The organism is Chryseobacterium taklimakanense (genome assembly GCF_900187185.1).
Classification (GTDB): Bacteria; Bacteroidota; Bacteroidia; order Flavobacteriales; family Weeksellaceae; genus Planobacterium; species Planobacterium taklimakanense.
The window spans coordinates 1,725,115-1,745,781 of record NZ_LT906465.1; the positions used below are offsets into that span (position 1 = coordinate 1,725,115).

Below are 20,667 nucleotides of genomic sequence, written 5' to 3' on the forward strand. Positions count from 1 at the left end.
TGGAGACTTAAATCTTTAAAGTGGAACAGACCGCTTTTAACCTTAAAAACCGTCCTGAATTTGATTGCTCAAAAAGATTGAAAATCAGATATAAAAAAGCTTATTTTATCATCTATTTTTTTACTTTTGCAGAAAATTACAAAACACTGAATAAGATATGTACTGGACATTAGAATTAGCTTCATATTTAAGCGATGCGCCTTGGCCGATGACTAAGGCTGAACTTATTGATTATGCCATCAGAACAGGTGCGCCGATGGAAGTGGTGGAAAACCTTCAGGCCATTGAAGATGAAGGCGAAATCTACGAATCCATCGAAGAAGTTTGGAGCGATTATCCTACGGACGAAGACTTCCTTTGGAACGAAGACGAATATTAGAAGAAAGCAGCCGGCAACCAGCAGTCTGCTTTCTGCTGTTTTTGCCCATTTATTTTAAAAGCAGTTTTACAGCGCTGAAAGCCTTTTGCTGACAGCCGAAAGCAATAATTATATGAGTTTTTTAGATCAGGTTCTCAAAGGTTTTTTGGGCGATAAAAACGCCAAAGACCTGAAAGAAGTAAAAAAAGTAGTAGCAAAGATAAAAACAGTTGAGCCAGCAGTTCAGCAGCTTACAGACGACGGATTAAGACAGAAAACAGCAGAATTTAAGGAAAAAATTAAATCCGCTACTGCCAATATTACCGCCCAGATTGAACAGACACAGGAGCAGATCAAGACAACATCAAATATCGATGAAAAAGAAGCTCTTTTCTCTAAAATAGAAACTTTAAAAAAGGATTCCTACCAGATCGAAGAAAAGGTATTGAACGAAATTCTTCCGGAAGCTTTTGCTTTGATTAAAGAAACCGCAAGGCGCTGGGCGCAGAACGGAGAAATACGTGTTACGGCAGGCGATTGGGACCGCCAGCTGGCTGCCGCCGGGAAAGATTTTGTAACACTCGAAGGTGATCAGGCCGTTTGGAAAAACCGTTGGAACGCACACGGAACCGACGTGGTTTGGGACATGGTACATTACGACGTACAGTTCATCGGTGGTGTGGTGCTTCACAGCGGAAAAATTGCGGAAATGGCAACCGGTGAAGGTAAAACACTCGTCGGTACGCTTCCGATTTATTTAAATTCACTTCCTGGACGCGGGGTTCACGTGGTTACGGTGAACGATTACCTTGCAAAAAGGGACTCCGCCTGGATGGGCCCGCTTTACCAGTTCCACGGACTTTCCATCGACTGTATCGATAACCACCAGCCAAACTCTGACGGAAGAAGAAACGCATACAACTCAGATATTACTTACGGTACCAATAATGAATTTGGTTTCGATTATCTTAGGGATAACATGGTGACTTCCCCGTCTGAACTGGTGCAGCGTGAACTGAACTTTGCGATTGTGGATGAGGTGGATTCGGTTTTGGTGGATGATGCCAGAACGCCGCTCATTATTTCCGGGCCGGTTCCTCACGGGGACAGACAGGAATTTGATGTCCTGAAACCTTCTGTTGACAGAATCGTAAACGTGCAGAAACAAACTGTAACGCATATCTTCAACGAGGCTAAAAAATTAATCGCTGCCGGAAATACAAAAGAAGGGGGATTCAAACTGCTTCAGGCTTACAGAGGCCTGCCAAAATCAAGGCCATTGATTAAATTCCTTTCAGAAACGGGGAACAAAGCGCTTTTACAAAAAGTTGAAGCACAATACATGCAGGACAACAACCGCGATATGCCGATTGTAGATAAAGACCTGTATTTCGTAATCGACGAGAAGAACAACCAAATCGACCTTACCGACAAAGGAGTGGAATATATGTCTGCCGGCAATGAGGATAAAGATTTCTTCGTATTGCAGGACATTGGGACTGAAATTGCTGAACTTGAGGCTAAAAATCTCTCCAAAGAAGAAGAGTTTGCTGCCAAAGAAGAACTTTTCAGGAACTTTGCTGAAAAATCAGAACGTGTTCACGCCCTGAACCAGCTTCTTAAAGCTTACACACTGTTTGAAAAAGATGACGAGTACGTAGTAATCGACGGTGAAGTAAAAATCGTTGATGAGCAGACTGGCCGTATCATGGAAGGAAGACGTTATTCAGACGGTCTTCATCAGGCAATTGAAGCGAAAGAAAATGTAAAAATTGAAGCGGCAACCCAAACTTTTGCAACCATCACTTTGCAGAACTATTTCCGTATGTACAACAAACTTGCGGGGATGACCGGTACTGCAGAAACTGAGGCCGGCGAACTTTGGGAAATTTATAAGCTGGATGTGGTGGTAATTCCTACCAACCGCCCAATTCAGAGAGACGACAGGCAAGATTTGGTTTACAAAACCAACCGTGAAAAATATAACGCTGTCATCGATGAAGTTGAAAGATTGACTTCTGCGGGAAGGCCAGTACTTGTTGGTACGACCTCTGTTGAAATATCGCAGCTTTTATCCAGAGCACTGCAGTTAAGAAAAATCAACCACCAGGTTCTGAACGCAAAACTTCACAAAAAAGAAGCTGAAATCGTAGCAGAAGCGGGGAGGCCGGGACAGGTTACCATCGCTACAAACATGGCAGGCCGTGGTACCGACATCAAACTGAGAGAAGGCGTGAAAGAGGCCGGAGGTCTCGCAATCATCGGTACAGAAAGACACGATTCCAGACGTGTTGACAGGCAGCTGAGAGGTCGCGCCGGCCGTCAGGGAGATCCGGGAAGCTCACAGTTCTATGTTTCTCTTGAGGATAATTTGATGCGTCTTTTCGGTTCTGAGAGAATCGCGAAAATGATGGACAGAATGGGGCACAAGGAAGGTGAAGTCATTCAGCATTCCATGATTACCAAATCTATTGAAAGAGCTCAGAAGAAAGTTGAGGAAAACAACTTCGGTATCCGTAAAAGATTGCTTGAATACGATGACGTGATGAACAAACAGCGTGATGTGATCTACAAAAGAAGAAGGAACGCGCTTTTCGGAGACCATCTGAAGTTCGACATTACCAATATGATTTACGATGTATCACACTCCATCGTAAACAAAACCAAAATGGAAGGCGATTACAAAGATTTTGAATACGAAATCATCAAGTATTTCACGATGGGAGCTCCGGTTTCTGAAAGTGAATTCAAGAGTAAACAGGTTCCAGAACTTACTAAAATCGTTTTTGCTGCCGCCCAGGAAGATTATAAGCAAAGACTTGAACTGATGAAGGAAAAAGCGTTCCCAATTATCGAGAATGTTTATCAGAATCAGGGGTCCATGTTCAAGATGATTCAGGTGCCGTTTACTGATGGGCACAAAACGATGACGATTGTAACCGACCTTCAGAAGGCCTATGAAACCAAATGTCAAAGCCTGGTTGATGATTTCGAGAAGAATATTTCCCTGGCCATCATCGATGAAAACTGGAAACTTCACCTTCGCGAAATGGATGATTTAAGACGTTCATCGCAGGGCGCGGTTTACGAGCAGAAGGATCCGCTGGTAATCTACAAACAGGAATCTTTCTACCTGTTCAGCGAAATGGTTGAGAGAGTAAACAAGGAGACAATTTCTTTCCTTTACAAAGGTGAAATTCCTGCATAATTTTTAATAAAAATCATTTTAAATATGAGCTTCCTCTTTTTAGGGGAAGTTTTCTATTTAAAAATAATCAGGACTGTTATTTGACCTGAAAATTTAGTTAAATTTATTTTAATGAAAAACACATTTGTAGCCGGAGTCAATCCGTCAGTCGCGGTAGATTTTTTCAACTTAAAAACTGAAATTTAATCTTGAATAAAACCGACGAATATTAATTTTTTATTAAATTTATTGTCTCAATTTCAGAACCCGATGGCATTAATAGATTTATCGAAGCAGGTAGCTTTGGGCATAGATATAGGCGGCACGAACACCAAATTCGGTTTGGTCAATCACCGTGGAGAGATTCTTTCCAAAGGATCCATAAAAACAGATAATTATGAGAAGGTTGAAGACTTCATTGATGAGCTCTACCGTACGATAAAACCGTTGCTTGATGAGCACTGTCAGGACAAAACCATCGAAGGAATAGGTGTTGGTGCGCCGAACGCCAATTACTATTCTGGAACGATTGAGCACGCACCAAATCTCAACTGGAAAGGCATAATTCCCTTTGCTGAAATGATGACCGAAAAATTCGGTTTTCCCTGTAAAATGACGAATGATGCCAATGCAGCGGCACTTGGGGAGATGATGTACGGTGCGGCCCGCGGTATGAAAGATTTTATAATGATTACTTTGGGAACCGGTGTTGGCAGTGGAATTGTTTGCGGCGGATGCCTGGTTTATGGGCACGACGGATTTGCTGGCGAGCTTGGGCACACGATTGTAAAACCTGGCGGCAGAAAACACTGGAGTACTGGTTCTGAAGGCAGTTTGGAAGCCTACGCCTCGGCAACAGGAATCGTTATTACTGCTAAAAAAATGCGTGCAGAATTCCCTGAATCGATGATGAATGAATATGCTGAAGATGAGATAAACTCTAAAACCGTGTACGAATGTGCCCAAAAAGGCGACCCTACCGCCATCGAGGTTTTCCGGTATACAGGCCAGAAACTGGGTGAGGCGCTTGCCAATTTTGTGATGTTCTCTTCACCGCAGGCGATTTTGCTTTTTGGTGGGGTGATCAAGGCCGGTGATTTTATTTTAAAACCTACCAAGCTGCACATGGAGCGCAATCTTCTGCCTATTTTCAGGGGGAAAGTAAAGCTGGTTTTCAGCGAACTTGATGAAGCGGATGCCGCTATTCTGGGTGCAAGCGCCTTGGTTTGGGAAAATGCGTAAACTTTAAATTAAATTATAAATATTTTCAAATTTTAATCTCAAATCACCGTTATTAAAAGATGAAAAAGTTTTTCCTGCTTCTGATGGCATTGATGCTCATTTCCTGCAGCGGACAGGAACAAAGACCTATTAATAAAAAATTAAAGAAAATGAATATCGATAAAAATAATCTTGAATACATAGTTTTTGGTGGCGGCTGTTTTTGGTGTGTAGAAAGCTGTTTCAATATGCTGAACGGTGTGGATAAGGCAGTTTCAGGCTACTCTGGCGGACATACAAAAAACCCTACTTACGAAGAAGTTTGCACCGGAGAAACAGGACACGCAGAAGTGGTACAGATTGCGTATGACCCGCAAATTATTTCGTATGAACAGCTGATGGAGGTCTTCTTTTTTCTTCACGACCCTACGCAACTCAACAGACAGGGAAATGATATCGGCACACAATACCGCTCGGTGATTTTCTACAAAGATGAAGCTGAAAAACAAAAAGCCGAAGCAGCTCTGAAAAAATCAGAAGAATCGGGAAAATGGCCGGGAAAGTACGTCACAGAGTTTGCGCAACTTGAAAAATTCTGGCCTGCGGAGACATACCACCAGGGATATTACTGGGAAAACCCAAATACGCCTTACTGTTCGGCAGTTGTTGGGCCTAAAATTCAGAAATTTAAAGATTATTTTGGTGAAAAAGGTTGGCTAAAACCGGAGGAAAATTAGTGATATAAGCCACGAATGCATGAATTAATAAAGAGAAAAAACCCATTTATTTAAAGGAAATTCGTGAATTCGTGGCAACTAACCGTCTTTTTTCTATAAATCCAACAGCCCGCTTCACTAGGGTGGTCCTGAACATAATCTTCAGGATTTTCTTTTTTTATAAGATTATAAATCATTAAATCTCCCGCAGCACCCCCGCTTAAAAAAATTCCAAAAAACAAAAGTGATACGCTGCCGGCAATGAGTCCCGCTATTGAAGGGATAATTCCTACTATAACTAAAGGAGCGAGTAACGCTACGGTATATTGTTTTATTTTTAAAGGCTCTTTGCAGTGGGCATAGGGCGTGAGCATCTTCCATAGCACGCCGAACCTTACGGATTTAAAACCTTTTTCAGCATATTTTGCAAAGAAAATTCCGTGCACTAATTCATGAATGACAATTCCGAATAGAAAAAGAAAAAAAGGAAAAGCTATGTTAAGAATCAGGTTTTCAGTTTCAAATATCGGCTTTAAATTGAATCCCCAGATGAAATAATAGGGAAGGCCGAAAATTAAAGCAAAAAATGCGAAGTATTTAATGGCCGCAACATTGGCTTTGGCAAGATCGATCGTCAGCATTTCTTTGTTGTAATTCGAAAAATCCATTTTTTAGATAATAACGTTTCACTAACATACTAAAATTTTACGGTCTTAGCATCTCTGTATGAGGAATATCGTCTTCCAGATATTTTTTTCCGCTATCCAGAAACCCAAAATCGCCATAGAACTTTAAAAGGTAATCCTGCGCAGAAATTCTTACAGAAGTTATTTTGTACCGGGATTCGATGGTGTTCAGTGCAAATTTCACCACATTTTTTCCCAAATTCAGACCTCTGAAATTTTTTTTGGTTAAAACCCTTCCAATTGAGGCTTCGTCATACTTTATTCCCGGCGGGAAAATTCTGCAGTAGGCCGAAACTTCATCATCTGTTTCTGCCCAAAGATGAAGCGCGCTCTGGTCGTAACCGTCCAGTTCAGGATAGGGACAGTGCTGCTCCACCACAAAAACATCTACCCGTGCCTGCAGAATTTTATAAAGTTCATCAGCGGAGAGCTGGTCAAAACTTTTGATCTTCCAAACCATATTATTCCTGGAAGCTGACATTGTTATTCTTTAAAAATTCGTTTGTCTTAGCAATGAAACTTAAGATGGCCTCTGTGCCTTCTTTTTTTTCTGCAGAAGTGATGTAGATTTCCGGCAGCCCTTCCCAGGTTTTTAGAAGTTCGTTCTTATAATTTTCTACATTTTTCAAAACGGCATTTGGCTTTAGTTTGTCAGATTTTGTGAAAATGATGGAAAAAGGGATTCCGTTTTCTCCGCACCATTCAATGAATTCAATGTCGATTTTTTGTGGCGTGTGCCGCACATCAATCAGAACGAATAGATTGACGAGGTTTTTCCTGTTCAGGATGTAATTGGTGATGAGTTTTTCAAAATCTTTGCGCTGTACCTTCGAAACCCGGGCATAACCGTAACCCGGCAAATCGGTCAGATACCATTCTTCATTAACAAAAAAGTGATTGATCAGCTGTGTTTTGCCCGGTGTTTGTGAGGTTTTTGCAAGATCCTTGCGGTTCATCATCGCATTGATGAGCGAAGATTTCCCCACATTCGAACGCCCTATAAATGCGTACTCCGGAATGTTGGGTTCCGGACAATCCTGCCATTTGCCGGAACTTTTAACAAATTCAGCTGATTTTATTACCATCTTATTTTTAAATTAAAACTCGCAGGTCCGGCGAAAAGCGATTTTAAAATCTGCAACATCTGCCAAACCTGCGAGGGGTATGTTTTTATTGTAATTATTTTCGGGACTCAAGCCATTTGTAAAGAATCTCATTGAACTCATCGGGTTTTTCCATCATTGCTGCGTGCCCGCACTTATCGATCCAGAACAAATCGGAATCAGGAATCAGCCGGTCCATTTCTACAGCAACTTCGGGCGGCGTTACATTGTCCTGTTTCCCCCAGATAATGCATGTCGGAACCTGGATTTTGTGAAGCTCGTTTTCCATATTGTGTTTTATGGCACTTCTGGCGAGCATTACGGTTTTAATGCCTTTCCCGCGGTCATTTACAATCGAGAAAACTTCATCCACAAGTTCATCTGTGGCAACCTCGGGATCGTAGAAAACTTCCTGTGCCTTCCGTTTCATGTATTCCTTATCACTTTTTCGTGGGAAACTGTCACCAAATGAACGCTCATAAAGGCCGGAACTTCCTGTTAAAACCAAATGTTTAACCAGCTCCGGACGGGAAAGCGTGAGAATTAACCCCGCATGTCCACCCATGGAATTTCCTACCACTGTTGCGGGTTCGCCAACTTCCTCCTCAATAAATTTAGCTACAAACTTTGCCAAACTGGTAAGGTTGGTGTTCAGTACCGGCAGGTCATAAATCGGGAGTTCCGGGAAATAAACTTTATATCCTTGGGTTGAAAAAAAGCTGATCAATTTGGTGAAATTGCTCAAGCCGCCCATCAGCCCCTGCAACAGGACGATTGGCTGGCCTTCGCCTTCCGAAATAAATTGGAACTTTTTTTCTTTTTTGGTCTTAAATAACATATAATGCTTTATAGCAAAGGCAAAAATACAAATTCTGCGATTAGGTTTCTGTATAAATGATGGCAGGTTTAAAAATAAAAAAAATAATGCAAGATTCTCAATGAATTATAAAAAAATTTATTATTTATCAAATGCCTTTGTAACAGGTTTTAAATCAAAACATTATCCCGCAGAATCAAAAGTTATAAACATTAAGTCAAAAAGTGGGAAAAAGTGGGAAGTTTTAGAAATAAATATATAAATTTGTCCCAAATGAAGAATTTTATCGGCACATACGAATGCAAAATTGACGATAAAGGACGTCTGAAAATACCTTCATCCCTGGCAAAACAGATGGAGGATTTTGGTGATGAATCCTTTGTGGTAAAGCGTTCCGTGTTCCAGAAATGCTTGGAGGTTTACCCGATGAAACATTGGGAAAAACTGATGACAAAGATAAACGAGCTGAACCGTTTTCAGAAGAAAAATGCCGACTTCATTAGAATGTTTACTGCCGGAGTGAAAACCGTGGAGCTTGACAATGCTGGAAGAATACAGGTTTCCAAAGACTTAACGGTTTTTGCGAATCTTACAAAAGATGTGGTGGTTACAAGCGCGGGTGAACTCTTTGAAATTTGGGATAAAGGCGCTTACGAAGCTGTGATCTCTACCACAGAAGAGGATTTCGCAAAGCTGGCAGAAGAGGTAATGGGGAATATTTATACAGAGGAGTAAAGAATGGCGGGCGCCAACCTGAAACTTTAAACTTTAAACCTTAAAATAAAAGTGTATCACAATCCGGTTTTACTGCAGCAAAGCGTAGATGATTTGGTGACGAACTCTGACGGAATTTATGTGGACTGCACTTTCGGAGGTGGCGGGCATTCCCGGGAAATTTTGAGCCGGCTTTCCGAAAGGGGAAAGCTTTACAGCTTTGATCAGGATTTAGATGCTCTTAAAAATAATATTGATGATGAGCGGTTTACTCTTATCAACCAAAATTTCAGATTTCTGGAAAATTCGCTTTTGATGTATGGAATTTCAGAGGTTGACGGTATTTTGGCGGATTTGGGGGTTTCTTCCCACCAGTTTGACGAAGCAGACCGCGGATTTTCAACCAGAAGCGATGCGCCTTTGGATATGCGGATGAATGTAATGCAGAGCCTGGATGCCAAAAAAGTGATCAATGAATATGAGGAGGAGGCGCTCGCTGACATTTTTTACCACTATGGCGAACTGAGAGAAGCCCGGAAACTGGCAAGAGAAATCGTTCATCAAAGAAAAAGTAAAAAAATCAGCACGACGGAGGATTTGAAGAAACTCTTCAGCTACATACCGCCCCACAAGCAAAACAAATTCTTTGCGCAGGTTTTCCAGGCCATAAGAATAGAAGTAAACCAAGAACTGGAGGTGTTGAAAGAAATGCTGCTTCAGGCGTATAAAATTTTAAAACCCGGCGGACGGCTGGTCGTTATTTCATATCATTCTCTGGAAGACCGCCTGGTAAAGCGATTCCTGAAAAACGGAATGTTTGAGGGCGAGCCGCAAAGGGATATTTACGGAAATTATGCGAAAGCTTTCGAATTGATAAAAAGTAAGGCAACAATTCCGGATGAAAAAGAAATTGAAGAAAACTCCCGTGCGCGAAGTGCAAAAATGAGGACTGGAATTAAATTATAAAACATCAGACATCTGAAATCAGACATCTGAAATGGCAAAGAGAAGAGTAACATATAAACCGAAAAAGAAACTGACCTTCATCGATATTGTAAAGGGAAATTTCCTGAACAGAGATGAACTGAAGGTGCACTACAAATATTTCCTGCTGCTTTTTGCGCTGATGATGATCATGATCTACAGCAATCACCTTGTAAATCAGAAAATTGAAATAGTGAATGCGCTGAAGGAGCAGGCTGAAGAATACAAATCCAGGAACGCTTTTGCACAAAGCCGCCTTATAAAAGTGAAAATGGAGTCTGAACTCGGTAAGGAGATGATTTCGGACTCATTAATGACATTGGAGAGCCATCCGCACAAATTATTGATCAAACTCGACAGTACCGATGCAAAAACACAGTGATTACGATATCAAAAGAAAGAAAACTCTAAGGTGGGGCTATGTCTTCGCCTTTGCCGCATTTCTGCTGTTCGTGGTGTTTCTTGGCCGCATCATCATCCTTCAGAATACTAATGTAAAGGAGATCAAAGAAGATTATATCAGCAAAAATTATCGGGAAGCCACCCTGAAGGCTGCTCGTGGAAACCTCTATGCGTCAGACGGTTCCATTCTTGCAACTACAGTGATGCGTTACGACATTTATATCGATTTCAAGACAATCCGTGATACAACTTACGCTCAGAATATCGGTGCTCTTACAGATTCTTTAAGTCAAATGTTTGGAAAACCAAGAAGCTATTTCCGTCAGAAATTTGATGCTCAGAAAGCGAAGAAAAACCAGTACTATTCTTTGATTAAAGGTTTGGATTTTGATCAGTACGACAGAATCCGCAAGTTTCCGATTTTCGTGAAAGGGAAGAACAGAGGCGGATTCATCGTTGACAGAAACTATAAAAGAGAGCTCGCAACCACCGAAATCGGCGCCGGAACCATCGGTATGGATGACCACCGCGGAAAATCCGGTCTTGAAGCGGCTTTTTCAAAATATTTAAAGGGCCAGGATGGAACGAGGCTCGAACAAAGAGTCAATTCCGCACAATGGAAACCCATTGATTACTGGAAAGCCAAAGAACCGGTTGACGGGCAGGATGTTTACACGACTTTGGACCTTAGAATTCAGGACATTGCGCATTCGGCTCTAGAAAAACAGCTCATTAATTTTGATGCCGTTCACGGCTGCGTGGTAGTGATGGAAGTTGCTACCGGAAAGGTAAAAGCGATGGTAAATCTGCGCCGCACAGAGCCTGGAATTTATGTCGACGCCTACAATTATATTCTGAAAGACGGGATTGAGCCCGGCTCTACTTTCAAAACGGTTTCTCTGCTTGCTGCCATGGATGATGGCTTTATCACCGAAAAAACAACAGTAAATGTCGGCGGCGGGGTTTGGAATTACGCAGGACAGAGAATTTCTGACGGTCACGGTGGCGGAACTTACGAGATCAGTGATGTTTTGGCAAAATCCAGCAACGTAGGAACTGCGAAGCTAATCACGCAATATTATGCGAGTAAGCCTCAGGTATTTCTGGATCACTTGAAACGGTGGAAAATGTTTGATAAAATGGACATCGAACTTCCGGGAATTACCAAACCGTTTGTTTACACGCCGCAACACTCTAAATGGAACGCTGCGACTTTAGCGTCTATATCTTACGGTTATTCCACAAACTTCAATTTGCTGCAGCTGACGACTTTCTACAACGGAATTGCCAATAAAGGAAAAATGCTGAAACCGCTTTTCATTGAAAAAATCATGAAAGACGGGCAAACGCTTTATGAGGCAAAACCAGAAGTAATGGTAAACCGAATGGCATCCCCGGAAGCGATCAACATGATGACGCACGCTTTAACCAAAGCTGTAGAAAAAGGAACGGCAAAAAGCATCTTCACCCCAAACCTGAAAATGGCAGGAAAAACAGGAACCGCAAGATTTGAATATTGGTTGCCGGGTAAAATGAAATACCGCGCTTCGTTTGCAGGTTTTTATCCGGCTGACAATCCGAAATATACATGTTATGTGATGGTGAGTGAGCCTGATGTTGCAAAAGGATTTTACGGAGCTACGGTTGCTGCACCAGTCTTTAAGGAAATTGCCGGAAAGACTTTCCTGAAAACTCCACAAAATGTGGAACAGGAGCTTTTGGTTGATAAGAAAGTTGATTTGTCAAAACTGACAGAAGCCAACGTGAAAGTGACTGTGAACAACCGCAAAATGCCTAAAGTAACCGGCCTGATCGGGAAAAATGTCATTCCGCAGCTTGAAAATGCAGGCTACAGAGTAGATTATAAAGGTGTAGGGAAAATAAGGGAGCAATTCCCGCTGGAAGGCACTGTAATTAATAAAAACCAAAGAATTTATCTGCAGCTGCAGAATTAGAACGGATAAGCAAAAACACCTTAAACTTGAAATCTTAAACTTGTAAAAAAAGATTTAATGAACCTCACAGAGCTATTACAAAGAATTCCAACCCTGGAAACTTCCGGAGCAATGAACCGCAAAGTATCCGGAATTGTTTTCGACAGCCGGAAAGCTGTGGAGAATTCGCTGTATGTAGCCCTGAAAGGAACACTTGCTGACGGGCATTCATTCATAGATTCTGCTGTTGAAAAAGGTGCGAAAGTCATTATTTGTGAATTTTTGCCTGAAAATTTCAATCCGGAAATCACTTATATTAAAGTAAAAGATTCATCAAAAACTTTAGGGCAACTGGCTTCTAATTATTATGGTAATCCGTCCGAGCAGCTCACTTTGGTGGGAATTACGGGAACCAACGGTAAAACTTCGGTCTCCACGCTGCTTTTTGATGTGTTCACGGCTTTGGGTTTCAAATGTGCCTTGATTTCTACCGTTGAATACAGAATTGCCGGTGAGGTCATTCCATCCACGCACACCACTCCGGACGTGGTCACGCTCAACCAGATTTTGGCAAAAGCGGTTTATGAAGGTTGCGAATATGCCTTCATGGAGGTAAGCTCCCACGGGATTCATCAGAACAGAACCGAAGGACTGCACTTTAAAGTTGGCGGCTTTACCAACATCACCCACGACCATCTGGATTATCATAAAACCTTTGAAGAATACCTGAAAACGAAGAAAAGATTTTTCGATGAACTGCCGGCAGAGGCTTTTGCCATCACCAATGTAGATGATAAAAACGGAAAGATAATGCTTCAGAATACGAGAGCAAAAAAAGTTTCCTACGCAATGAAAACGATGGCGGATTTTCACGGCCGAATCCTGGAAGTAGATTTTAACGGAATGCTTTTAAATTTCAACGGCAAAGAATTCTGGACCACTTTAACCGGGAAGTTTAACGCTTATAATTTGCTTCTGGTTTTTGCAGTGGCGGTTGAATTGGGATTTAATGAAGAGGAGGTTTTGCAGGTTATTTCAACTTTGAAAAGAGTGCACGGCAGGTTTGAAACCATCAAATCCCCATCGGGAATTTATTTCGTAGTGGATTATGCGCATACGCCGGATGCTTTAGAGAATGTCTTAGACAGCATTAATGAAATCCGTACAAAAAATGAGCGGTTGATTACCGTTTTTGGCTGCGGAGGCGACCGTGATCATGCGAAACGCCCGGAAATGGGAAAAATTGCGACACGGAAATCCACTTTGGCGATCATCACTTCAGACAATCCGCGGAATGAAAACCCCGCTGATATCATAAAAGATATAGAACAGGGTGTCGAGGCTCAGAATTACAGCAAATACACGTCGATCCCCGACCGGAAAGACGCCATAAAAATGGCTATAAAATTTGCGGAACCAAGGGACATTATCGTAGTTGCCGGAAAAGGCCACGAAAACTACCAGGAAATCAATGGTGAAAAATACCATTTTGATGACCGCGAAGTGATTGAGGAATTATTAAAGATTATGGGAAAATAACAAGTTAAACTGTCATTCTGAACGAAGTGCAGAATCTCAACTTGAAACTTTGAATTTGAAACAAAAGATATGTTATACTATCTCTACGAATATTTAACCGCAAACGGGATTCACATTCCGGGACTTAACCTGTTGAGGTACATCTCTTTCAGAGCTGCAATTTCTGTTCTGATGTCGCTTGCGATCGCGCTGATTTACGGAAAGAAAATCATTAATTTCCTTAGACGCAGACAGATGGGCGAACTCGTGCGGGATCTCGGCTTGGAGGGGCAGAAACAAAAGGAAGGAACACCAACAATGGGAGGTTTAATTATCATTTTGGCAACCATAATTCCGGTGCTGCTTTTCACAAAGGTTCTGAATGTGTACATTCTTTTGCTGCTGATTTCAGTGGTTTGGATGGGAGCTATCGGGTTTATTGACGATTATTTAAAGAAAATTAAAAAAAATAAAGACGGCTTAAGCGGGAAATTCAAGGTTATCGGTCAGGTTGGCTTAGGATTGATCGTGGGCGTCACGATGTATTTCCATCCGGATGTGGTTGTAAAAAGAAAATATGCTGATGCACAGGTGGTTAACCGTAACAATGTGGAGCAAAATTTTATGGAGACAGAAAAAGCAACAGTTTCCACCGTGCCATTTGTGAAAAACAATGAGTTCGATTACAGCGGCGTTCTGTTCTGGATGGATGCTGATGAGAGACACGAAAATGCGTGGATGGTATTCATTCCGCTGGTGATTTTCATCGTAACGGCGGTGTCGAACGGCGCCAATATTACTGATGGAATTGACGGGCTTGCGGCCGGGACCAGTGCCGTCATACTTCTGACGCTGGCATTTTTCGCGTACGTTTCAGGGAACATCATTTTTGCAGATTATCTGAACATTATGTTCCTGCCAAATATGGGTGAAACCACCATTTTTGCCGTCGCGATGGTAGGTGCCGTGATTGGATTTTTCTGGTACAATACTTATCCGGCCCAGGTTTTCATGGGCGATACCGGCAGTTTGATGCTCGGCGGCGTGATCGCGGTTTTAGCAATTATTTTAAGAAAAGAACTCCTGATTCCGGTGCTTTGCGGGATTTTCCTCATCGAAAATATTTCCGTGATGCTGCAGGTGGGGGTCTTTAAATACAGAAAAAGAAAATTTGGGTTAGAATATGCCCAGGCCAACAGATTGTTCAAGATGTCACCTCTGCACCACCATTATCAGAAAAGCGGTTACCACGAGAGTAAAATCGTTAACCGTATGATTATCATTGGGGTTATGCTGGCGATCATCTGTTTGATTACGTTGAAAGTGAGATAAGGGAATCCGAAGGATTCAGTTTGAATGGCCGTAGGTGAATCCTGCGGATAAAAAGAGAGAAAGCAAAAAATGAGAATTGTAGTTTTAGGAGGAGGCGAAAGCGGTTTTGGTGCAGCGTATCTTGCCAAGAAGAAAGGGATGGAAGTATTTCTTTCCGATAAAGGTGAGATCCGGGAAAGCTATAAGCAGCTGTTGATGGAAAACGGAATTGATTTCGAGGAAGGCATGCACACTGAGGACAAAATCCTCAATGCAGACTGGATCGTGAAAAGCCCGGGAATTCCAAAGAAAGCGGACATCATTTTCAAAGCCAATCAGAAAGGGATCAGGCTTTCATCTGAAATTGAATTTGCTTCGGAATTTACCAATGCAAAGATCATCGCCATTACCGGCAGCAACGGGAAAACCACGACAACATCGCTCATTTACCATATTTTAAAAAATGACGGACTGAATGTCGGGTTGGGCGGAAATATCGGAAAAAGCTTTGCAAAACAGGTTGCGGACGAGAGTTTCGATTACTATGTTCTGGAGGTGAGCTCCTTCCAGCTCGATGATATTCAAAACTTCAGACCGTATATTTCTATGTTGCTGAATTTAAGTCAGGATCACCTGGATCAGTACAATTACAATTATGAAGAGTACGCTTTAGCCAAATTCAGAATCGCTGAAAATCAGGAGAATGACAACTTTTTCATCTATAACAAGGATGATGAGATGAGCATGAACCTTTTGGAAAAACTTGCCATAAAAGCGAAAATGTTGCCTTTCACTATGAAAGAAAAAGTCTCCGAGGGTGCTTATGCGACTGAAGATAGGATCTTTGTGAAACTGCAGGAAGAATTCTCGATGAAGATCAAAGATTTATCATTGGTCGGAAAACACAACGTTGCGAATTCTCTTGCTGCTTCAATTGCGGGTAAGATTTTGAAAATCAGTAACGAAAGCATCAGAAACTCCCTGATGACCTTTCAGGCCGTGGAGCACAGGTTAGAAATAGTAGCGGATATTGAAGGTGTAAAATACATCAACGACAGTAAGGCGACCAACGTGAATGCCTGCTATTTTGCTTTAGAAAGTATGAAAACACCAACCGTCTGGATCGTTGGCGGTGTGGACAAAGGAAATGACTATGCCGAGATCGAAGATCTGGTAAAGAAAAAAGTAAAAGCGATCATCTGTCTGGGCGTTGACAATGAGAAGATTATAGAATTTTTCAGAGATAAAAAGGAATTTATATACGACACGTCTAGTATGGAGGAGGCCGTGAAAATCAGCAAATCTATATCTGAAAAAGGAGATACCGTGTTGCTGTCACCGTGTTGCGCAAGTTTCGATTTGTTCAAAAACTACGAAGACAGAGGAAAAAAATTTAAAGAAGAAGTCTTAAAAAATGAACAGGTAATAATTGAGAATTAGTAAAAATATCAATTTTTAATTCATAAAATGAACGAACAATACACCGGAGAAAGCAAACTTGAGTATCTGAAGGGCGATAAAGTCCTCTGGATAACCATTATTTTGATTTCTGCGTTTTCCATTTTCCCGGTATATTCTGCCAGTTCAAACCTGGAGTATATCGTGAACACCGGAACCACGACCGGCCACCTGATGAAGCATATGTTCTTCGTTGTGCTGGGCCTTGCGGTTATGCGTGCAGTGGGTTTTGTAAAATATGAACACATTGGTAAACTCAGTGCGATTTTGCTCGGTTTCTCAATTCTCTTATTGGTGATTACTATGTTTTCGGGGCAGCAGATCGATGGAGCCAGTGCGTCGCGATGGTTAAGGATTCCGGGAACACCGTTTTCATTCCAGCCGTCGTCTTTTGCTTATTTAATGCTCATCATTTACCTCTGCAGATATTTAACCAAAAAAATAAACCGGGAAAGGCTCCCGATTGAGAATGTTATTTACATATTCGGACCTATCCTTGTGGTTTTCTTACTGGTAGCCAAAGACAACGGCTCTACGGCTCTGATGATTATGATGGTGTCTATTGCTGTTTTAATCATCGGTCAGCTGAACTGGAAATATGTCGCGGGATTCATTTCTGCAGCGTTTATTGCCGGGGCAATGTTCATTATTGTAGCACTGAATACCAATATGATCGGCGGAAACCGTGTTCATACATGGATGAGCCGTATAGAAACCTTCACCACGGCGAAAACAAAACCTTCAGAAATTGAATCTGAGGAAATGAAGGCAAAAAATTACCAGGTAATGCAGGCCAAAGCCGCCATTGTACACGGGGGAATCACAGGCATGGGACCAGGCAAAAGCGCCTTGAAACAGATGTTGCCACAGTCAGCATCCGATTTCATCTTTGCAATTATTGTTGAAGAATATGGATTTATCGGTGCATTTTTCCTCATCACACTTTACCTGATTATGATTATCCGTATTGTGATGATAGCCAGTAAAATGCCGGCGTTTTTCGGATCGCTGCTGGTTTTGGCGATGGGGCTGATGATTTTCGTGCAGCTTGCTGTGAACATTGCCGTTGCGGTGAATTTAATTCCAGTTACCGGACAACCTTTGCCACTGATAAGTTATGGCGGGACATCGATGCTAGTCACCTATTTCCAGTTGGGAATTGTGCTGAATGTAAGTTCCAGAATTCAGGTTTATGATGAGGAAGGAATGGGCAAAAAACAAAGTATTGAAGAGATAAACGATATCGCGTAAATGAACAGAAAATTAAAAATTTTAATGAGCGGCGGCGGAACCGGCGGACACATCTTTCCGGCGGTGGCGATTGCAGACGAGATCAAGAAAAGGTTTCCGGATGCCGAATTTCTGTTCATCGGAGCCATTGGAAAAATGGAAATGGAAAAAGTTCCGCAGGCAGGCTATAAAATTGAAGGACTGAACATTGCAGGCTTCCAGCGGGGCAATATTTTAGCCAACTTTAAACTCCCCTTCAAAGCAATTGCAAGTGTTTTGAAAGCAAAAAATCTGGTGAAAAAATTCAAACCGGATTTTGCGGTGGGAACCGGCGGCTTTGCGAGCGGACCTGCGCTGTATGCGGCGGCAAGTCTGGGTATTCCTACTTTTCTTCAGGAGCAGAATGCGCATGCAGGGGTAACGAATAAATTTCTGAGTAAAAAGGCAAAAGCGGTTTTTACGGCTTTTCCCAATGTGAATGGCTTCCCGCCAGAAAAAATTAAGTTTTTAGGGAACCCAATCCGGCAAAATATTGCGGACGGACTGATTGATGCCAAAACCGCGAAAGAAAAATTGGGCTTCAACCCTTATAAACTCACAATTCTTTCGGTTGGCGGTTCCTTAGGTTCGCGGACTTTGAACAATGCCTGGAAAGAAAATTTGGAGAAAGTTTTAGAGAAAGATTATCAGCTTATTTGGCAGACCGGGCGCTTAGATTACCAAAATTTGCTGAAGGAGACACAGGCTCAAACTTCAAACCCAGATACTGGAATCCACCTGAAGGAATTTATTGCCGATATGGCGCTGGCATATTCCGCGGCGGATGTTATTGTTTCCAGAGCCGGTGCGATTGCCATTTCCGAATTGGCGGTGGCACAGAAACCGGTGCTTTTGGTACCGTTCCCGTTTGCCGCAGAAGACCATCAAACCGTAAATGCGATGAGTCTGGTTGAAAAAAATGCAGCGAGAATGGTGAAAGATTCCGAAATGAAAGAAAAATTCTGGCCCACTTTGATGGTAATCACGGGAAGTGAAACCTTGGGAAAGGAAATGTCAGAAAACATGAAATTCTTCGCAAAACCAAACGCAGCGAAAGAAATTGTAGATGAAATAATTAAAGCTGTACAACTGTAAAAGTATTAGGCATTATGTGCATTTCACTTTGTACATAATACATAACAACAATAAATGATAAATTTAGACACATATCAAAACTTCTATTTCGTTGGCATTGGCGGCATTGGGATGAGTGCTTTGGCGCGTTATTTCCACGCTTCCGGCAAGAAAGTTCTGGGCTACGACAAAACGGAAACCAAACTTACTTCAGCCTTGATGTCCGAAGGAATTGATATTGTTTTTGAAGATAAAATTGATGAAAGAATTACCGGGCTCGACAAAGAAACTACCCTGGTTATTTACACGCCGGCCATCAAAGTGTTGGGAATTCTTGATTATTTCAGTCAAAACGGATTTACCGTTCTGAAGCGTGCAAAAGTCCTTGGCCTTATCACCGAAAATACTGAGTGCATCGCTGTTGCAGGAACTCACGGGAAAACAACGACTTCAACTTTGGTGGCGCATCTTTGCCTGGTGGCGGATTTGCCTTTCTCATGTTTTTTAGGCGGAATTTCTGAGAATTTTAAATCAAATTTCCTGTACAACGGAAATCAATATTCAGTGCTGGAAGCCGACGAATACGACCGAAGTTTCCTGAATTTGTCACCGGACTGGGCGATTATCACGTCAAATGATGCCGATCATCTGGATATTTACGGTGATGTAGCTACCATTGAGAGAGGCTTCAATGAATTTGCGGCGCTGGTTCCGGACAAAGATCAACTTTTTATAAGAAAAGGCATTGATATTGGCCGGGCGGGTAAAACGTATGCAGTGAATGAGGTAGCAGATTATTACTCTGACAATCTGCGTGCGGAGGATGGAATGATGCATTTTGATTTCCACAACGGAAGCCAAACTGTTCCTTTTGAGTGGCATATTCCGGGAATTCATAATGTGGAAAACGCAACGGCGGCCATCGCCATGCTGAATGCCGTTGGGGTTGATTTTGAAACGCTGCAGAAAGGCATCAAATCTTTCAAAGGCATCAAAAGGCGCTACACCATCAACAATTTTGATGGTGGAAAAGTCTATATCGACGATTACGCCCACCACCCAACCGAACTCAATGCGGTAATCGGCTCTATCAGGACGTTTTATCCGGATAAGAAATTATTGGTTGTGTTTCAGCCACATTTGTTCAGCCGGACCAGAGATTTTGCAGAGGGGTTTGCCCAAAGCCTTGAAAACAGCGATGAGCTCCTGCTTTTAGACATTTATCCGGCGCGCGAACTTCAGGAAAACTATCCCGGAATAAGTTCGGATTGGCTTTTGGAAAAAGTAAACCACCAAAAGAAAGAAGTTTCGTCTTTAGGCGAAGCATTTAATAAAATAAAAGAAAAAGATTTTGACATCCTGCTCACCGTCGGCGCCGGAAATATCGATACGCTGTACGACCCGATTGTGGAATGGCTTGGAAATCTGTAAACGCAATGACAAACAAAGATTTTTTGCAACAGCATGAAAATATAAGATAAACCAGGATTCGCTGAAGCGAATTGCAAAGAGACACCAGATGACCGAAAATGACATTTCTAAAATTGTTTTCAATTGTGGATTAAAAATTCACCGGAAACTGGGTGTCGGGCTTTATGAGCGGGTGTATGAGGAATGCTTGATTTATGAACTTCAAAAGGCGGGATTAAATGTTGAGAGACAAAAACACCAGCATATTGAATATGAAGATTTAAAAGTTGAAAACGCGTATAAAATGGATGTTGTAATTGAAAATAAAGTTGTCCTGGAGATTAAATCTGTAGAAAATCTGACAAGTTTTGATAAGGCTCAACTTAAAAACTACCTCAGACTTGGCAATTACAAATTAGGAATGTTATTAAACTTTAACCAAAGATTATTTAAAGACGGAGTTAAAAGAATTGCAAACGGGCTTGACGAAGATTAGTTTAACCTT

Annotated in this window: 19 protein-coding genes; 15 read left to right on the forward strand and 4 right to left on the reverse strand. The window is 41.8% G+C overall.

Features of this window, described 5'->3' with window-relative positions:
* The first annotated feature begins 157 nt into the window (after window positions 1–157).
* The 4 genes from CKV81_RS08225 to msrA all read left to right on the forward strand — a co-directional run bounded on the left by CKV81_RS08225 (window position 158) and on the right by msrA (window position 5,503).
* Complete coding sequence (locus tag CKV81_RS08225; protein ID WP_002662059.1) at window positions 158–379, forward strand: DUF2795 domain-containing protein; 222 nt, start codon at window positions 158–160, stop codon at window positions 377–379.
* 112 nt (window positions 380–491) lie between these two features.
* Window positions 492–3,566: a preprotein translocase subunit SecA gene (secA, locus tag CKV81_RS08230; RefSeq protein ID WP_095072260.1), complete on the forward strand. Its 3,075-nt coding sequence runs from the start codon at window positions 492–494 to the stop codon at window positions 3,564–3,566.
* Between the two features lie 249 nt (window positions 3,567–3,815).
* The gene (locus CKV81_RS08235) at window positions 3,816–4,787 is read left to right on the forward strand and encodes an ROK family protein (RefSeq protein ID WP_095072262.1); all 972 of its coding nucleotides are present in this window, start codon (window positions 3,816–3,818) and stop codon (window positions 4,785–4,787) included.
* Window positions 4,788–4,846: 59 nt separating this feature from the next.
* Window positions 4,847–5,503, forward strand: coding sequence for a peptide-methionine (S)-S-oxide reductase MsrA (gene msrA, locus CKV81_RS08240; protein ID WP_095072264.1), 657 nt, complete (start codon window positions 4,847–4,849; stop codon window positions 5,501–5,503).
* Window positions 5,504–5,553: 50 nt separating this feature from the next.
* Here msrA and CKV81_RS08245 read toward each other — a convergent pair whose 3' ends face one another.
* From CKV81_RS08245 to CKV81_RS08260, 4 genes are all read right to left on the reverse strand, one after another.
* Window positions 5,554–6,150 carry a DUF3267 domain-containing protein gene (locus tag CKV81_RS08245; protein WP_095072266.1) on the reverse strand — a complete coding sequence of 199 codons (597 nt, stop codon included), beginning with the start codon at window positions 6,148–6,150 and terminating at the stop codon, window positions 5,554–5,556.
* Window positions 6,151–6,187: 37 nt separating this feature from the next.
* Window positions 6,188–6,649 (reverse strand): GNAT family N-acetyltransferase, encoded by a 462-nt coding sequence (locus CKV81_RS08250; RefSeq protein WP_095072268.1) that lies wholly within the window; start codon window positions 6,647–6,649, stop codon window positions 6,188–6,190.
* Window positions 6,630–7,253 carry a ribosome biogenesis GTP-binding protein YihA/YsxC gene (yihA, locus tag CKV81_RS08255; protein ID WP_095072270.1) on the reverse strand — a complete coding sequence of 208 codons (624 nt, stop codon included), beginning with the start codon at window positions 7,251–7,253 and terminating at the stop codon, window positions 6,630–6,632. Before yihA ends, CKV81_RS08250 begins: the two co-directional genes overlap by 20 nt.
* 94 nt (window positions 7,254–7,347) lie before the next feature.
* Complete coding sequence (locus CKV81_RS08260; protein WP_095072272.1) at window positions 7,348–8,109, reverse strand: alpha/beta fold hydrolase; 762 nt, start codon at window positions 8,107–8,109, stop codon at window positions 7,348–7,350.
* A gap of 252 nt (window positions 8,110–8,361) precedes the next feature.
* Here CKV81_RS08260 and mraZ point away from each other — a divergent pair, with 252 nt between their 5' ends.
* From mraZ to CKV81_RS08315, 11 genes are all read left to right on the forward strand, one after another.
* Complete coding sequence (gene mraZ / locus CKV81_RS08265; RefSeq protein WP_095072274.1) at window positions 8,362–8,823, forward strand: division/cell wall cluster transcriptional repressor MraZ; 462 nt, start codon at window positions 8,362–8,364, stop codon at window positions 8,821–8,823.
* Between the two features lie 51 nt (window positions 8,824–8,874).
* On the forward strand, window positions 8,875–9,768 hold the full coding sequence (gene rsmH, locus CKV81_RS08270) for a 16S rRNA (cytosine(1402)-N(4))-methyltransferase RsmH (RefSeq protein WP_095072276.1): 894 nt from the start codon (window positions 8,875–8,877) through the stop codon (window positions 9,766–9,768).
* A gap of 31 nt (window positions 9,769–9,799) precedes the next feature.
* Window positions 9,800–10,168: an FtsL-like putative cell division protein gene (locus CKV81_RS08275; RefSeq protein ID WP_095072279.1), complete on the forward strand. Its 369-nt coding sequence runs from the start codon at window positions 9,800–9,802 to the stop codon at window positions 10,166–10,168.
* Complete coding sequence (locus tag CKV81_RS08280; RefSeq protein ID WP_095072281.1) at window positions 10,152–12,143, forward strand: penicillin-binding transpeptidase domain-containing protein; 1,992 nt, start codon at window positions 10,152–10,154, stop codon at window positions 12,141–12,143. Before CKV81_RS08275 ends, CKV81_RS08280 begins: the two co-directional genes overlap by 17 nt.
* A gap of 57 nt (window positions 12,144–12,200) precedes the next feature.
* Window positions 12,201–13,661, forward strand: coding sequence for a UDP-N-acetylmuramoyl-L-alanyl-D-glutamate--2,6-diaminopimelate ligase (locus CKV81_RS08285; protein WP_095072283.1), 1,461 nt, complete (start codon window positions 12,201–12,203; stop codon window positions 13,659–13,661).
* Between the two features lie 69 nt (window positions 13,662–13,730).
* A complete protein-coding gene (gene mraY / locus CKV81_RS08290; RefSeq protein WP_095072285.1) occupies window positions 13,731–14,972 on the forward strand; it encodes a phospho-N-acetylmuramoyl-pentapeptide-transferase in 1,242 nt (413 codons plus the stop codon).
* Between the two features lie 69 nt (window positions 14,973–15,041).
* Window positions 15,042–16,391, forward strand: coding sequence for a UDP-N-acetylmuramoyl-L-alanine--D-glutamate ligase (gene murD / locus CKV81_RS08295; RefSeq protein ID WP_095072287.1), 1,350 nt, complete (start codon window positions 15,042–15,044; stop codon window positions 16,389–16,391).
* A 27-nt stretch (window positions 16,392–16,418) separates the two neighbouring features.
* Entirely contained in the window at window positions 16,419–17,660 is a 1,242-nt protein-coding gene (locus CKV81_RS08300) for an FtsW/RodA/SpoVE family cell cycle protein (RefSeq protein ID WP_095072294.1), read from the forward strand.
* Window positions 17,661–18,773, forward strand: coding sequence for an undecaprenyldiphospho-muramoylpentapeptide beta-N-acetylglucosaminyltransferase (gene murG / locus CKV81_RS08305; protein WP_095072297.1), 1,113 nt, complete (start codon window positions 17,661–17,663; stop codon window positions 18,771–18,773).
* A 54-nt stretch (window positions 18,774–18,827) separates the two neighbouring features.
* Window positions 18,828–20,183: a UDP-N-acetylmuramate--L-alanine ligase gene (gene murC, locus CKV81_RS08310; RefSeq protein WP_095072299.1), complete on the forward strand. Its 1,356-nt coding sequence runs from the start codon at window positions 18,828–18,830 to the stop codon at window positions 20,181–20,183.
* Between the two features lie 88 nt (window positions 20,184–20,271).
* Window positions 20,272–20,658 (forward strand): GxxExxY protein, encoded by a 387-nt coding sequence (locus CKV81_RS08315; protein ID WP_095072302.1) that lies wholly within the window; start codon window positions 20,272–20,274, stop codon window positions 20,656–20,658.
* Window positions 20,659–20,667: the final 9 nt, after the last annotated feature.

What these genes read in the sequence shown, in the direction of transcription:
- CKV81_RS08225 (WP_002662059.1), top strand. Translation starts at nt 158, where the DNA reads ATGTACTGGACATTAGAATTAGCTTCATATTTAAGCGATGCGCCTTGG.
- secA (WP_095072260.1), top strand. Translation starts at nt 492, where the DNA reads ATGAGTTTTTTAGATCAGGTTCTCAAAGGTTTTTTGGGCGATAAAAAC.
- CKV81_RS08235 (WP_095072262.1), top strand. Translation starts at nt 3,816, where the DNA reads ATGGCATTAATAGATTTATCGAAGCAGGTAGCTTTGGGCATAGATATA.
- msrA (WP_095072264.1), top strand. Translation starts at nt 4,847, where the DNA reads ATGAAAAAGTTTTTCCTGCTTCTGATGGCATTGATGCTCATTTCCTGC.
- CKV81_RS08245 (WP_095072266.1), bottom strand. Translation starts at nt 6,150, where the DNA reads ATGGATTTTTCGAATTACAACAAAGAAATGCTGACGATCGATCTTGCC.
- CKV81_RS08250 (WP_095072268.1), bottom strand. Translation starts at nt 6,649, where the DNA reads ATGTCAGCTTCCAGGAATAATATGGTTTGGAAGATCAAAAGTTTTGAC.
- yihA (WP_095072270.1), bottom strand. Translation starts at nt 7,253, where the DNA reads ATGGTAATAAAATCAGCTGAATTTGTTAAAAGTTCCGGCAAATGGCAG.
- CKV81_RS08260 (WP_095072272.1), bottom strand. Translation starts at nt 8,109, where the DNA reads ATGTTATTTAAGACCAAAAAAGAAAAAAAGTTCCAATTTATTTCGGAA.
- mraZ (WP_095072274.1), top strand. Translation starts at nt 8,362, where the DNA reads ATGAAGAATTTTATCGGCACATACGAATGCAAAATTGACGATAAAGGA.
- CKV81_RS08275 (WP_095072279.1), top strand. Translation starts at nt 9,800, where the DNA reads ATGGCAAAGAGAAGAGTAACATATAAACCGAAAAAGAAACTGACCTTC.
- CKV81_RS08280 (WP_095072281.1), top strand. Translation starts at nt 10,152, where the DNA reads ATGCAAAAACACAGTGATTACGATATCAAAAGAAAGAAAACTCTAAGG.
- CKV81_RS08285 (WP_095072283.1), top strand. Translation starts at nt 12,201, where the DNA reads ATGAACCTCACAGAGCTATTACAAAGAATTCCAACCCTGGAAACTTCC.
- mraY (WP_095072285.1), top strand. Translation starts at nt 13,731, where the DNA reads ATGTTATACTATCTCTACGAATATTTAACCGCAAACGGGATTCACATT.
- murD (WP_095072287.1), top strand. Translation starts at nt 15,042, where the DNA reads ATGAGAATTGTAGTTTTAGGAGGAGGCGAAAGCGGTTTTGGTGCAGCG.
- CKV81_RS08300 (WP_095072294.1), top strand. Translation starts at nt 16,419, where the DNA reads ATGAACGAACAATACACCGGAGAAAGCAAACTTGAGTATCTGAAGGGC.
- murG (WP_095072297.1), top strand. Translation starts at nt 17,661, where the DNA reads ATGAACAGAAAATTAAAAATTTTAATGAGCGGCGGCGGAACCGGCGGA.
- murC (WP_095072299.1), top strand. Translation starts at nt 18,828, where the DNA reads ATGATAAATTTAGACACATATCAAAACTTCTATTTCGTTGGCATTGGC.
- CKV81_RS08315 (WP_095072302.1), top strand. Translation starts at nt 20,272, where the DNA reads ATGACCGAAAATGACATTTCTAAAATTGTTTTCAATTGTGGATTAAAA.